Source organism: Vibrio salilacus (genome assembly GCF_002811245.1).
GTDB classification, from domain to species: domain Bacteria; phylum Pseudomonadota; class Gammaproteobacteria; order Enterobacterales; family Vibrionaceae; genus Vibrio; species Vibrio salilacus.
In genome coordinates, this window is sequence record NZ_NIVQ01000043.1 from 1 (window position 1) to 14,234 (window position 14,234).

10 protein-coding genes and 1 CRISPR repeat array are annotated in these 14,234 nt (G+C 45.6%); of the genes, 7 read left to right on the top strand and 3 right to left on the bottom strand.

The features are described 5' to 3' along the window. The 3 genes from rsxC to rsxA form a co-directional block, all read right to left on the bottom strand. Positions 1-1,978 (bottom strand): electron transport complex subunit RsxC (gene rsxC, locus CDZ87_RS16190; protein ID WP_100754451.1); only part of this gene is annotated, 1,978 nt, incomplete at its 3' end. Between the two features lie 8 nt (positions 1,979-1,986). Next, entirely contained in the window at positions 1,987-2,571 is a 585-nt protein-coding gene (rsxB, locus tag CDZ87_RS16195; RefSeq protein ID WP_038173009.1) for an electron transport complex subunit RsxB, read from the bottom strand. Continuing rightward, complete coding sequence (rsxA, locus tag CDZ87_RS16200; RefSeq protein ID WP_100754452.1) at positions 2,571-3,152, bottom strand: electron transport complex subunit RsxA; 582 nt, start codon at positions 3,150-3,152, stop codon at positions 2,571-2,573. The genes rsxB and rsxA overlap by 1 nt, the downstream gene beginning before the upstream one ends. A gap of 882 nt (positions 3,153-4,034) precedes the next feature. Here rsxA and CDZ87_RS16210 point away from each other — a divergent pair. From CDZ87_RS16210 to cas2, 7 genes are read left to right on the top strand one after another with little or no spacing between them, the layout of a single operon-like run. Further along, entirely contained in the window at positions 4,035-6,509 is a 2,475-nt protein-coding gene (locus CDZ87_RS16210; protein ID WP_100754453.1) for a CRISPR-associated helicase/endonuclease Cas3, read from the top strand. 31 nt (positions 6,510-6,540) lie between these two features. Then, positions 6,541-7,245 carry a type I-C CRISPR-associated protein Cas5c gene (cas5c, locus tag CDZ87_RS16215; protein WP_100754454.1) on the top strand — a complete coding sequence of 235 codons (705 nt, stop codon included), beginning with the start codon at positions 6,541-6,543 and terminating at the stop codon, positions 7,243-7,245. After that, the gene (gene cas8c / locus CDZ87_RS16220; protein WP_100754455.1) at positions 7,242-9,209 is read left to right on the top strand and encodes a type I-C CRISPR-associated protein Cas8c/Csd1; all 1,968 of its coding nucleotides are present in this window, start codon (positions 7,242-7,244) and stop codon (positions 9,207-9,209) included. The genes cas5c and cas8c overlap by 4 nt, the downstream gene beginning before the upstream one ends. Positions 9,210-9,225: 16 nt before the next feature. After that, positions 9,226-10,095, top strand: a complete 870-nt coding sequence (cas7c, locus tag CDZ87_RS16225) for a type I-C CRISPR-associated protein Cas7/Csd2 (protein WP_100754456.1) — start codon at positions 9,226-9,228, stop codon at positions 10,093-10,095. Beyond that, on the top strand, positions 10,095-10,718 hold the full coding sequence (gene cas4, locus CDZ87_RS16230) for a CRISPR-associated protein Cas4 (protein WP_100754457.1): 624 nt from the start codon (positions 10,095-10,097) through the stop codon (positions 10,716-10,718). Before cas7c ends, cas4 begins: the two co-directional genes overlap by 1 nt. Beyond that, positions 10,715-11,746, top strand: coding sequence for a type I-C CRISPR-associated endonuclease Cas1c (cas1c, locus tag CDZ87_RS16235; protein ID WP_100754458.1), 1,032 nt, complete (start codon positions 10,715-10,717; stop codon positions 11,744-11,746). The genes cas4 and cas1c overlap by 4 nt, the downstream gene beginning before the upstream one ends. Before the next feature lie 12 nt (positions 11,747-11,758). Further along, a complete protein-coding gene (cas2, locus tag CDZ87_RS16240; RefSeq protein WP_100754459.1) occupies positions 11,759-12,052 on the top strand; it encodes a CRISPR-associated endonuclease Cas2 in 294 nt (97 codons plus the stop codon). A gap of 175 nt (positions 12,053-12,227) precedes the next feature. Continuing rightward, a CRISPR array of direct repeats spans positions 12,228-14,161; the repeat unit is 32 nt; unit sequence GTCGCGCCTCCCGCAGGCGCGTGGATTGAAAC. The last annotated feature ends 73 nt before the right edge of the window (positions 14,162-14,234 follow it).

The following is a 14,234-nucleotide window of genomic DNA, read 5'->3' on the forward strand; positions in this document are numbered from 1 at the left end:
TTGATTCGCGAGTGTCAGCCGATGGTTGTTCGGCTGGTGGGGTTTGCTCGGCTTTGCGCGCTTTGGCCCTTGCGATCGCGGCCGCAACAGCGGCTTTCTTGGCATCGCCGGCGGTTGATTCGCGAGTGTCAGCCGATGGTTGTTCGGCTGGTGGGGTTTGCTCGGCTTTACGCGCCTTGGCTCTGGCAATTGCGGCAGCAACAGCGGCTTTCTTCGCATCGCCGGCGGTTATTTCGCTGGTATCAGTTGTTTTTTCTTCCGCTTGTTGTTCTTTCTGCGCTTTGCGCTCACGAGCCTGACGTTTGCGCTCTTCACGCAACTTCGCCATTTCTGTATTATCAGGCTCTGAATTGCCTTGTTCTAAGGCCGCTGCTTGTTTGGCTTTTGCTTTAGCAATGGCAGCCGCTACGGCTGGTTTTACTTTAGGCTCATCGTCACTTTGTTGTGATTTTTGCGCTTTAACGCGAGCGATAGCGGCGGCAACGGCATCATCACCGCCCGATTTTTCCATGTCTTTACGGCGATCTTGGGCCGCTTTCTTGAAGCGACTTTCGCGTTGCGCTTTATCGCGCTCCATACGAGCTTTCTTTTCTTCAAAACGAATTTTCGCTCGTTCTGCCGCTTCGGCTTCTTCTTTGCGGGTGTTTATTTCCGCTTTGGCTTGGCGATAGTACTGGACCAAGGGAATTTCGCTTGGGCAGACAAAAGCGCAAGCACCACACTCGATACAATCTTTAAGATTGAGCTCTTCGCATTTTTCATACTCTTCGGCCTTGGCATGCCATTGCAATTGTTGCGGCAACAGTGAAGCGGGACAAACATCCGCACATTCTCCACACCGGATGCAGGCCATCTCGTTGTGATCAGGTGAGATCTCGTTGCGAGTAGGCGCCAAGATACAGTTAGAAGTTTTGGTGATCGGTACCTGCGCATGGGGAAGTGTAAAGCCCATCATTGGCCCGCCCATAATCAGACGTGACAACTTCTTATCCGCTTGATAACCAAATTCGTTCAGGAGTGCTTCAACTGGCGTTCCGAGCAGCGCCCAGACATTTCGCGGTTGCTTAAAAGTGTTACCAGTCAGGGTTACGACGCGTTCAATCAAGGGTTCGCCGTCGCATACTGCGCGTTTTATCGCGTACAAAGAGCCCACGTTGTGTACCAACACACCAATATCAGCAGGGATCCCACCATTGGGGACCTCTTTGTTGGTGAGGATTTTGATCAGCTGCTTTTCGCCACCGGATGGATACTTAGTTGGAATGACACGGATAACAATATCTTTGTGCTGAGCCGCTTGTTGAAGGGCTTTAACGGCTTGCGGTTTATTGTCTTCAATACCAATCACGGTTAATTTGGGTTTGAGAATGTGTTCGACAATTTCAATGCCCTTAACGATCTCTTCGGCGTACTCGCGCATTAAGCTGTCGTCTGCGGTGATGTAAGGCTCACACTCTGCAGCATTGACAATAAATACCTCGGTACGAGCACGGCCAGAGTGAATTTTTTTTGCGGTAGGAAAACCTGCGCCACCCATACCAGAAATACCCGCTTGGCGGATTTTCTCGATAAGTTCTTCACCGGTATGGTCACTAAAATTGGCCCAAGGTTGGCGTTCAATCCAGCGTTCTTCAAAGTCAGGTGTAATCACAATACACAGTTCACTCAAACCTGAAGGGTGCGCCGTAGTTCTTAATTCAATCGCGCTAACCGTTCCCGAGGTAGGGGCATGGACAGGTAGCATAAAGCTGGTGTCATATTTAGTCAGAGCTTGCCCTTTGAGTACATGATCACCGACGTTAACGATGATCATGCCGGGTTTACCAATGTGCTGCTTTATCGGTAGCACAAGCTCATTGGCAATCTCTGCGCGCGCAATATTGGTTTTTAATGACTGTGTTTTGTTTTCAACAGGGTGAACACCGCCGGGGAAGTTCCACAGCGCTCCCGATTTAATTTGTTCGATTAATGACGACATACCAGCCCTTAATTCACGTCATTCTGCTTTGGGGCAGAATTGGTAATATCAACAACAGGAATGGCGTCCATCTGCCACTTCCAATTCGCTGTAGTGGTTTCTACAGGGATCATTTCAATGCAGTCTGTTGGGCAGGGCGCAACACATAAATCACAGCCAGTACATTCATCCTTAATGACCGTGTGCAGGGCTTTTGTTCCACCAACGATCGCGTCGACCGGACAGGCTTGAATACACTTGGTGCAGCCAATACACATATCTTCGTGTATGAAGGCGACTGTTTTTACTGCGTTTTCTAGGTCGTGTGCGGAGTCTGGGACATCAACCCCCATTAAGTCGGCTAGCTTTTCAATCGTTGCTTGCCCGCCCGGTGGACATTTGTTTATTTCGTCACCGTTGGCGATGGCTTCCGCATAAGGGCGGCAGCCAGGGTAGCCGCATTGGCCACATTGGGTTTGAGGCAAGATAGTATCGATTTGGTCAACAATAGGATCGGCTTCGACCTTAAATCGAATCGAGGCAAACCCGAGAGCGGCACCGAAAATAGCCGCTAAAGCAGCAATGGCAATAATTGCGATTAGAATTGAGCTCATTACAACGTCACCAAACCAGTAAAGCCCATAAAGGCCAACGACATCAGTCCTGCAGTGATCATCGCGATAGACGCGCCTTTAAACGGCATAGGAACATCGGCAGCGGCAATTCTTTCTCGCATCGAAGCGAAAAGGATCAAAACCAACGAAAAGCCAACCGCTGCGCCAAAGCCATAAATGATCGACTCGATAAAATTGTGATTTTCGTTGATGTTAAGCAAAGCCACGCCAAGTACCGCGCAGTTGGTCGTGATCAGAGGTAAGAAAATACCCAATAGGCGATAGAGCGTCGGGCTGGTTTTGTGCACGACCATTTCGGTAAATTGAACCACGACAGCAATCACTAAGATGAAACTCATCGTGCGTAAATACTCGAGGTTGAGTGGGCCCAAAATGTAACTTTCAACCAGATACGCGCACACAGAGGCGAGGGTTAAGACGAACGTTGTCGCCAACCCCATTCCAATGGCTGTCTCAAGTTTTTTTGAAACACCCATAAATGGACACAAGCCAAGAAACTTCACCAGTACGAAGTTGTTGACCAGCACGGTGCCGACTAACAACAAAAAATATTCGGTCATAATTTTATATAGTAGAAATTCCGATCCTCATATTATCCTGCTTTGACTGCTTAATAACAACCAAGGAAAGATAAGGTTTTATGTTATCGAGTGAAAATTATACGAAACTGGGCTGAAAAAGTTGAGTGAGCATTATTATTTTGTCTGACCACTGATGTTACTGATGAGGGCTTCCGGCAGTTTGGTCAATATGCGCTGGATAATGGCTTAGTCTTTGAAGCTCTTAACAAATCCGTCCTAAAGCAGGATATTTTCACGTGTTATCGGTTGAACTAAGAGGCATGACTCATCTCGAACAACACTTATCTTCCAACCATCGCCCATTCTCAAAGGTTTAACGATTACCCAGTGTTTTTCAGTGCTAAGGGATTATACGAATCGACTTCTGCATCCATACCATTACTTTAAGCCGACTAAAGAAAAATCGAGACGAATTTACACTTCTATGTTTTGTCTCTGACCTTTGACACAGGAATGTCGCCAAGCCCAATCTCTAGAGTATATTCTGGTAAATAGCTGTTGCGAACCAAGCCTTGTTTTCCGTCAATTTGAAGTGAAGTGTTCAAGTATAGTTTGCCGTTCAGCCTCAATCACTTTAGCCAAAACCATTCAGATCCCATTTTTAAAAGTTCATTCAACGGGTGCTCTGGTTTATGAATCTCTGTAACGCTATTATGCTTATCTATGCAGTGCGCTCCTTATCTTGTGAGCTGGTGAGATAAATCAACTGATTGCACTACATTTCTTCCCATCCACTAGAAATCACGATCGCTCCTTTCCCCTTTGGAGCTTGATGAAAGAGAGAAGTTACGACCGATATAAATTTGAACGGCTAACTTGCCATCGTTTTATCGAAAATATGACACCGTGGGAGCGATGCTGATGAATGAATTAAACCCGAGTGAATTTTATATAGCCCATCCCGATAGTGAGCATGGACACCACCAAAGCGTTTATGCTCACTTAACAGCGGTGAGCGAATTAGCTGGCAGGCTTGCTGGAAAAATAGGTTTTGCCGAACAAGGGCAACTGATTGGTTTAATGCATGACTTTGGTAAATACAGTAATGCATTTCAAACGTACATGCGGCTGATTATTGCTGAGCAAGCGGGCTATAACCCAGATAATGATGAGGGGAGTTCTGAAAGTTCAACCAGCAAAAGCTTAAAGGGTAAAATTGACCACTCAAGTGCAGGTGCGCAATGGGTGATTAATGCACTATTACCCCATCTAAATCATTTACAGCAACAAGACCAAACTCTTATTCCTTACGGGTTAGCCATTGCTCAAGCACTAAGTCTGTGTATTGCGTCGCACCACAGCGGGTTGATTGATAGCTTGTCAGAAAATGAAAACGTTTTTGCAAACCGGATTAAAAAGCATGATGAGCTAACCCATCAAAAAGAATGCACTAAAAACGCTGATCCTGATTTACTTTCACAAGCGCAGTCACTCGCAAGTTTTGAATTTCTTTTAGGAAGTAGCCGTAACCTCAAAAGTATGTTTGATCGATTCGGGCTTTCAGCTATTGAACATGATTACTACCTTGGCATGTTTACAAAGATGCTTTTTAGTTGCCTGATTGATGCCGACCGAATTGATAGTGCCGACTTTGAGCAGCCAAGCAATAAACCTGAACGTTTTAAGCAACCTAATTGGGCGGTTGCTTGCGATAAAATTGAAAGCTTTATTGCACAGTTTGAGCCAGTCAGTCCCATCGATCATATTCGTGCTGATATATCAGATAACTGTTTTAATCGTGCGCAAGATGAAACAGGTATTTACAGTTTGACTGTCCCAACGGGTGGCGGGAAAACTTACGCTAGTCTGCGTTTTGCGCTGCATCATGCCAAAAAACATAACCTTGATAGGATCATCTATATCATTCCGTTTACCTCAATCATTGAGCAAAATGCCAATGCCATTCGTGAAGTTTTGGAGCAAATAAACACAGATGATTGGGTATTAGAGCATCATTCAAGCTTAGAGCCAGAGCAGCAAACATGGCGCTCAAAACTCGCCAGTGAAAATTGGGATAAGCCCATAGTGCTAACAACCATGGTGCAGTTTCTTGAGAGTATGTTTGGTAGTGGTACGCGTGGCTCAAGACGTATGCACCAACTCAGCAATGCGGTACTGGTGTTTGATGAAATCCAAACACTCCCTATTCGTTGTGTGCACTTGTTCAATAACACAATTAACTATCTAACGCGTTTTGGTAACACCACGGCGCTTATGTGCACTGCCACGCAACCTTTACTAAATCAGCTACCCGAACAAATAAAGCAGTTTGGCGAATTGCAATTACCACTAGAAAATGAACTAACCCCAAATATTGAAAAGCTTTATCAACAGCTAGAACGAGTGAGAATAAAGAACGTTACCAAAAAAGGGGGGTGGAATGAGGTCGAAATCACTGAACTAGTACAACAGCAATTATCTGCGGTACAAAGCTGTTTAGTGATTGTAAATACCAAAGCGTGGGCAAAAAACTTATTCCAAGCGTTACAAAGCCAAGTTACTGATGAGACTAAGATCTTTCATTTAAGTACCGGCATGTGCTCGGCTCATCGCAAACAAATTCTAGATGAAGTTAGAGCACGGTTATCAGACGGGCTGACCACTTTATGTATCAGTACTCAGCTTATTGAAGCAGGTGTTGATGTTGATTTTGGCTGCGTTATACGTTTTGTCGCTGGCCTTGACTCAATCGCTCAAGCTGCGGGACGTTGTAATCGAAATGGCAAACAAAAAAGGGGGCATGTGTTTGTGCTTAACCCTGCCGAAGAAAATGTCGGTATGCTACACGATATTAAAACAGGTATTGCAGCCACAAACAGACTATTTACCGAGTTTGCTGAAGAAGATTTGCTTAAACCAGAAGCAATGAATCGATATTTTCAGTACTACTTTTATGAACGTCACAAAGAGATGGCATACCCGGCGAAGCAAGATCAGACCTTACTTAACTTATTGAGCAGCAATCTCAGAAATATCAATAAAACGCCGTTTACCTTAAAACAATCATTTATGACCGCCGCGAAACAGTTTAAAGCCATTGATGCACCAGTACATTCGGTGATCGTGCCATTTAATGAAGAAGCGCAAAGCATAATCACACAATTGTGTGCGCTTGATAAGCGTTTTGATGTGGCAAGTTACCGCGGCTTATTAAAAGCTGCACAAAAGTACAGTGTGAATATTTTCCCTAATGTATGGCAAAAACTCACCGATCAGCAGGCGGTGTACCCAATAGCGCAAGATGAAGCCGTATTTTATTTAAGTGAAGAATTTTACAGCCAAGATTTTGGCTTGAGCTTAGAAGTAACAAATGCTCAGCAAGATTTAATTTTTTAAATGCAACCATGTTTTTAACAAGGAGAGCCATGTGAAAAACAGTATTAGTTTTAGATTATGGGGCAGGTATGCGTTATTTACCGACCCCATAACTAAAGTGGGAGGTGAAAAGTGTACTTACCATATTCCTACTTACGAGGCGATTAAAGGGATTTTAAAATCCATCTACTGGAAACCAACCCTTATTTGGCATGTTGATAGAGTCAGGGTAATAAAACCACTACGCACTCAAACGAAGGGAACAAAGCCGTTGAACTGGGGAGGCGGTAATACTTTGGCGTATTACACCTTTTTGCATGACGTTGAGTACCAAATTGAAGCCCATTTTGAATGGAATGAGCATCGTCCAGAACTTGCGAAAGACCGTGTAGATGGGAAGCATTTTGCCATTGCTAAACGCGTACTCGAAAAAGGTGGCAGACAAGACATCTTTTTAGGCACGCGTGATTGCCAAGGTTACGTTGAACCCTGTGTGTTTGGCGAAGGGGAAGGCGCTTATGACGATATAGACGAGCTAGGTTTTGGCTTAATGTTTCATAGTTTTGGTTACCCAGATGAAACAGGCAACAACGAACTAATTAGCCGATTCTGGCATGGGGTAATGAAAAACGGCGTTATTAAATACCCTCATGTGACAGCATGCCCAGTAACGCGTCACGTGAGAAAAATGGACGCAAAACGTTTTGAGCTTGAACAAAATCTGCAGGGTGTTGAGCAAACGGAGAGTATCTTATGACTTGGTTAACAACGCTCTATAGAACCTACGATGAGCTTGAAAAACTCAATGATATGCTGCCATTTGAACAGCAAGTGATGCCGATTTGTCATACCCCACAAACAGCACATATTCACATTGTTATTAACAATCAAGGTGAATTTGTTCGTGCTGAAGTATTAGAAAAAACGGTTCTAGTTCTCCCTGCGACTGAGTCATCAGCGGGTAGAGCAAGTGGGTTAGCACCACATGCATTGGCAGATAAAATCCAATATGTTGCGAAAGATTACGCTGATTTCGGTGGTATTAAGAAGTCTGGCTTTGAGTTGTATCAAGCGCAATTAAAAGCTTGGTGTGATTCAGAGCATGGCCACCCAGCAGTGCGTGCTGTCTACCAATACATAGAGAAAGGCACTGTGGTTGCAGACTTAGTCGCTGAAAATGTGCTGCATGAACAAGATGGGCACTTGCTGACGAAGTGGCAAGATGACGGTGAAGCTCCTGCGTTATTAAAAATCCTGCCGAAAGAAAAAGGGTTGTTTGAACAAGGTTCTGCGTTAGTTTGTTGGAGTGTAGAAACACCTGGTGAACCACAGTCAAACACTTGGCTTGATCCAAGTATCCAGCAAAGCTGGATTACTTTTGATAGCCAAAATGGTGATAGCACAGCCATGTGCTACGCCACTGGTGAAGAAAAACTGGCTGCGAGCAACCACCCAGCGAAGATACGTCATAGTGGTGATAAAGCTAAATTAATCTCTGCTAACGATAAAACTGGTTATACCTTTCGAGGTCGTTTTTTATCCAATGAAGAAGCTTGCAACATTAGCTTTGAAGTGACACAAAAAGCGCACAATGCACTACGTTGTTTGTTAACTAAGCAAAGTGTTTTTAGAAATGGCGATCAAGTTTATTTAGCTTGGGCGGTATCAGGCAAAGAAGTTCCTAAGCCTACCGAACTAGACTTTAGTGACTTGGCAAGTTTGTTAGCAGAAACCGACAAAGTTGAGCACACGCAGGATTTAGGTCGAGCTTACGCTAATCAATTAAAGCGTTACTTTAACGGTATAAAAACGAAAAACCAGTTGGATGACCACGAACAAATTGCGCTGCTAGGGCTAGATTCGGCGACGCCCGGACGAATGGGCATTTTGTATTACCGTGAAACTATAGCCAAAGAGTTTTTAGCGCGATTAGAGCAGTGGCAGCTCGATCTGGGCTGGCAACAGCGAGTTAAAATTAACGATCAGTGGCAATGGGTTTATAGTGCCCCGAGTTTATTCCGAGTGCTTGATGGCGTATACGGTGATGTACTTAAGTCGGCCGATACCCTGAAAAAAAACCTCATTACCCGCTTATACCCCTGTATCGTTGAGAGCAAACCAATTCCTCAAGACATCATGCACAGTGCGTTTCATCGTGCAATTAACCGTGTCGCCTATAAATCCGATCAAACTTGGCTTTGGTTGCAAAATTTAGGTATTGCCTGCTCACTGATCAAAGGGTTTTACACCCGAACAACCCATTCAACTATTCAAAAGGAATACCCAATGGCATTACAACAAGATAATGCCAGTCGCGACTATTTGTTTGGTCGTTTACTGGCGGTGGCTAACAAGATTGAAAAAGTTGCGCTCTCAAGTAGTGAAGCAAATCGTTTAACCACGGCAGAGCGTTTTATGACGCAATTTGTGAATAGACCAGCCTCAACGTGGCTGAACATCAGCAATGCCTTAGTACCGTATCAGCAACGACTGTTTAATAACTACCAAGGATACGACAACGCAACTAAAGCACTGCTTATGCAAATAACCGATAGGTTTAATCCTGCGGATTTTACCTCAAACCAAAAACTTACCCCTGAATTTTTGCTTGGCTTTCACAACCAAATGATGTGGCTAGAAACCCATAAAGTAGAGAAAGGTCAATGGGTTAAGAAAGTGAATGACGAACAAGTTCAAGAAAACTTAGAAGAAACAGTTTAAGAAAAGGAATATCGCTATGACTTTACAAAATAAAATCGACTTTGCGTTAATTTTTAACGTATTAAACGCTAACCCAAATGGTGACCCTCTGAATGGCAACCGCCCACGTACCGATTATGAGGGCTTTGGTGAAATTACCGATGTTTGTTTAAAGCGCAAAATTCGTGATCGTTTACAAGAAGCGGGAGAAAGCATTTTTGTTCAATCGGATGAAAGGAAAACCGATGGCATGACAAGCTTACGCAACCGAGCTGAATCAGACGAGGTTGGTGTAGGAAAAGAGGCATTCAACAGTAAAAAAACAGCGCCAAGTCAAGCCGCAAAATTATGTTGTGAAAAATGGCTCGATGTGCGTGCATTTGGCCAAGTCTTTGCGTTTAAAGGAACAGGCTCGGATGGTGTATCTATTCCAATCCGCGGGCCTGTCACGATTCAAAGCGCGTTTAGCATTGAGCCAGTGAGTATCACTAGCACGCAAATAACCAAGAGCGTGAGCGGTGAAGGTGACGGCACTAAAAAGTCATCAGACACCATGGGGATGAAGCACCGTGTAGATAAAGCCACCTATGTTTCTTTCGGTGCCATGACCCCTCAGTTGGCTGAGAAAACAGGCTTCACTGATGAAGATGCAGATAAAATCAAAGCGGTATTAGTCAAACTTTTTGAAGGTGATGCATCATCAGCGCGTCCCGAAGGTTCTATGGGTATTTCGCACCTTGTATGGTGGAAGCATGACTCTAAGTCTGGTCAGTATTCTTCAGCAAAAGTGCATCAAACACTAAGAGCCCACATTGAACAAGGTTTACCGCTTGAAACTACGGCGTTAAATGATTCACTGGTAAGCGTTTTACAAGGTCTAGAACCAGAAGTGATCGAGGGCTTCTAATGATTGATGCTCGCCTAATCAACATCTCCGCTCTACAACACTTTGCTTTTTGTCAGCGCCAATGTGCGCTGATCCACTTAGAGCAAGTGTGGCAAGAAAACTACCTAACGGCACACGGGCGGCAGTTACATGAGCGCGTTGATAATGGCGAGCCAGAAACTCGTAAAGGGGTGCGTTTTGAACGTGGCGTAGTGGTGACTGCGCCACAATTAGGTGTAACAGGCAAATTAGACTTATTAGAGCACCATAAACTCAGCAATCAATTTGTCCCCGTTGAGTACAAACGAGGTAAACCAAAAGCCAGCGATATCGACAAAGTACAGCTGTGCGCGCAAGCCTTATGTATTGAAGAAATGCTATCCGTTGAAGTCACAAATGGTGCACTTTGGTATTGGCAAACACGCAAACGCATTGAAATTGAATTCGATAACCCACTGCGAACGCAAACTAAAGTCTTGATTACCCAAGTGCAACAGTTGTTTGCAAACGGGAAAACACCTCCGCCAACCAAAGGTAAGCACTGTAAAGCATGTTCTTTAATTGAGTTCTGTCAGCCAGATTTAACCAATAAAGACGGTTCAAGCGGTTACGTAGCCGGATTGTTTAACACGGAGGCGGAATGAAAAAACTGCAAAACTCACTTTATATCACCAAAGATGGCGTCTATTTGCATAAGCAACGCGAAACCTTACTAATTGAACAGAAAGTGGACGGAGAAAAGCAAAAGTTGATGCAGCTTCCTATTCATTCTATTGGTAGCATTTTTTGTTTTGGCAATATTATGGTTTCGCCACAGTTACTTGGCTTTTGTGGTGAAAATGGTACGCATCTCGCTTTTTTTGATATGCATGGTCGTTTTCTCGCCAATGTGGTTGGCAAACAAACGGGCAATGTATTGCTGCGTAGGCAGCAGTTTAATGTTAAAGAGCAGGCTGCAAACGAACTTGCCAAACATATTGTCGCCGCAAAAATACGTTCATCTCGTATGTTGCTTTTACGCTTTAGGCGCAATCACAATAGTACGCCACAGTTAGAAAAAGCCATTGAGCGTTTAAAGCAAATTATTGAACAACTCAAAGTTGTGACTGCCTACGACACAATTTTAGGACTAGAAGGAGAGGCCGCATCACATTACTTCTCGGCGTTCGCTGACATGTTTAAAGGCAACGAAAGCAAACAATTATTTGATAAGCGCACTCGTAGGCCGCCTAAAGATCCGGTTAATGCGATTATTTCACTGCTTTACTCTGTATTAGGCCAAGAGATCAGCGGTGCATTACAAGGAGTTGGGTTAGATCCTCAGGTCGGTTTTTTACACAAGGAGCGTCCGGGCAGAAATAGCCTCGCCCTCGATCTTTTAGAAGAGTTTAGAGCTTACATTGTTGATAGTATTGCCTTAAAACTCTTTAATAATAAAAGCCTGACCAAGAAAGACTTTGAGACAGATTGTCTCGGTGGTGTAACCATAAAAGACGAAGCGCGTAAGTTGGTTTTTCAGGCTTACCAAGCTAAAAAACAAGAAGAAGTCATACACCCGTTTTTGCAAGAAAAGGTGCAAATTGGGTTATTACCGCATGTCCAAGCTATGTTACTAGCCCGGCATTTACGTGGTGATTTAGCCCATTATCCGCCATTTGTGATCAAAAAATAAGGAGAGTGCGCAATGATGGTATTGGTCACCTACGATGTATCCTTTGCCAGTGATGATGGGAAAAAACGCCTTCGGCAATTAGCAAAAGTATGCTTAGACTATGGTATGAGAGTGCAATATTCAGTGTTCGAATGTGAAATAGATGCTACACAATGGTTACGCTTTAAAAATAAGCTATTGTCAATATACGACCCTGAAGTAGACAGTTTGCGTTTTTATAAGCTTGGCAAAAACTGGCAAAGCAAAGTAGAGCACCATGGCGCGAAAGAAGCCATAGATATATTCAGAGATCCCCTTATTTTATAATCGCTAGGTTTTAGTGCTCAGTAAAACACTGGGGATCTAGCGATTGCATAAGTTCTTTAAAAATATAGCAAATATCTATTTTTATAAATTCACTTAAAATAGTTTTCTTCTACCGCGTAAAGTTAGCGGCAAACCATAAAATATGCTAGTTTATACGTGCCTTTCACAATAGGCTGTCGCGCCTCCCGCAGGCGCGTGGATTGAAACCAGATTGGCTTGATATCATTGGCCATGGCTTCAGTCGCGCCTCCCGCAGGCGCGTGGATTGAAACGTTTGCATACATAAAAACACCTCCTTTTTCTTCGTCGCGCCTCCCGCAGGCGCGTGGATTGAAACTCGTTATTAATCAAGAGTCAAGCTCAGTAACTGGTCGCGCCTCCCGCAGGCGCGTGGATTGAAACAAGCAGATAGCCGTGAGAGCGCAGAACGGAATCAGTCGCGCCTCCCGCAGGCGCGTGGATTGAAACGTAGACAACTACGCAAGAAATACGCTTACATTGGTCGCGCCTCCCGCAGGCGCGTGGATTGAAACAGGTAATGCAAAAAGGTGGAAGCCGTTAAGAGCAGTCGCGCCTCCCGCAGGCGCGTGGATTGAAACGATTTATCGAATGTACAAGATGCGTAAAATCGAAGTCGCGCCTCCCGCAGGCGCGTGGATTGAAACTCGACAATCGAAGATTATATGACAGATTGGCGAGGTCGCGCCTCCCGCAGGCGCGTGGATTGAAACCTGATAAACCAAGTCTCAATGATTTACTAGCCATGTCGCGCCTCCCGCAGGCGCGTGGATTGAAACCACTCCCGAAGCTACACGTTGGCATTGTTAAGTAGTCGCGCCTCCCGCAGGCGCGTGGATTGAAACCAGCTTCAGCCGCGGTAACATCAAATGCGATAGGTCGCGCCTCCCGCAGGCGCGTGGATTGAAACACGCAGTCGGATATAGCAAAGCTCCTTGGCATCGTCGCGCCTCCCGCAGGCGCGTGGATTGAAACCAGCTGAGGATGGAGATTTTTACATCCGAGAGGCTGTCGCGCCTCCCGCAGGCGCGTGGATTGAAACTTGGTGGTCGTTTGTTTTGCCGAAGTGTCAACAGTCGCGCCTCCCGCAGGCGCGTGGATTGAAACGCTATACCAAAACTGAGTCGGCACCAGCACCTTGTCGCGCCTCCCGCAGGCGCGTGGATTGAAACGATAGCAGTGCACGCTCGATCATCGGCTGCGAGGTCGCGCCTCCCGCAGGCGCGTGGATTGAAACGCGACAGGGTTGTCCAGCACGCAATCAATAATGTGTCGCGCCTCCCGCAGGCGCGTGGATTGAAACGATACAGCGGTTCGCTACGCAAAGCTTGACGCTGTCGCGCCTCCCGCAGGCGCGTGGATTGAAACCGGCCTATACGGGGAGCAACCCATCATCTGCTGCGTCGCGCCTCCCGCAGGCGCGTGGATTGAAACAAGACGTCAAGAACCCACTAGAAGCGGTTCCCACGTCGCGCCTCCCGCAGGCGCGTGGATTGAAACTCGTCTCTAGTGAAGTTACGGACGGTGGCAACACGTCGCGCCTCCCGCAGGCGCGTGGATTGAAACTCGCACTCGTGGAGCTGATGGCGATCCGGTTGAGTCGCGCCTCCCGCAGGCGCGTGGATTGAAACTGGTGATGGCGGTTCCGGTCTTCCTGATGGTTTGTCGCGCCTCCCGCAGGCGCGTGGATTGAAACCATTTTTAAATCATCTTTTGCGCAAACGACTTATGTCGCGCCTCCCGCAGGCGCGTGGATTGAAACTTTACCTTTATTTGTCTAAAGGTTTAATATCAAGTCGCGCCTCCCGCAGGCGCGTGGATTGAAACAGTTGCTAAAGACTATCCAAACAAGGCGATTGAGGTCGCGCCTCCCGCAGGCGCGTGGATTGAAACACGAAAAACATGGTTTTTTGTCATTTTGTAGTATGTCGCGCCTCCCGCAGGCGCGTGGATTGAAACCAAGAAATCAGGGAAAAACTCATTATCAGTGTAGTCGCGCCTCCCGCAGGCGCGTGGATTGAAACTTTGATATGCAAGAGACGGTCATTAAGGGCTTGAAGTCGCGCCTCCCGCAGGCGCGTGGATTGAAACAAGACTCTTTTGATCGACTGTCAACGATCACCGAAAACTGATCCACTTTTAGCTTAAAAACGATCAATCAAAA

Excerpts from the sequence above, each read along its gene's own strand:
- cas8c (WP_100754455.1), top strand. The coding sequence starts at position 7,242 with ATGACTTGGTTAACAACGCTCTATAGAACCTACGATGAGCTTGAAAAA.
- cas4 (WP_100754457.1), top strand. The coding sequence starts at position 10,095 with ATGATTGATGCTCGCCTAATCAACATCTCCGCTCTACAACACTTTGCT.
- cas1c (WP_100754458.1), top strand. The coding sequence starts at position 10,715 with ATGAAAAAACTGCAAAACTCACTTTATATCACCAAAGATGGCGTCTAT.
- rsxA (WP_100754452.1), bottom strand. The coding sequence starts at position 3,152 with ATGACCGAATATTTTTTGTTGTTAGTCGGCACCGTGCTGGTCAACAAC.
- CDZ87_RS16210 (WP_100754453.1), top strand. The coding sequence starts at position 4,035 with ATGAATGAATTAAACCCGAGTGAATTTTATATAGCCCATCCCGATAGT.
- rsxB (WP_038173009.1), bottom strand. The coding sequence starts at position 2,571 with ATGAGCTCAATTCTAATCGCAATTATTGCCATTGCTGCTTTAGCGGCT.
- cas2 (WP_100754459.1), top strand. The coding sequence starts at position 11,759 with ATGATGGTATTGGTCACCTACGATGTATCCTTTGCCAGTGATGATGGG.
- cas7c (WP_100754456.1), top strand. The coding sequence starts at position 9,226 with ATGACTTTACAAAATAAAATCGACTTTGCGTTAATTTTTAACGTATTA.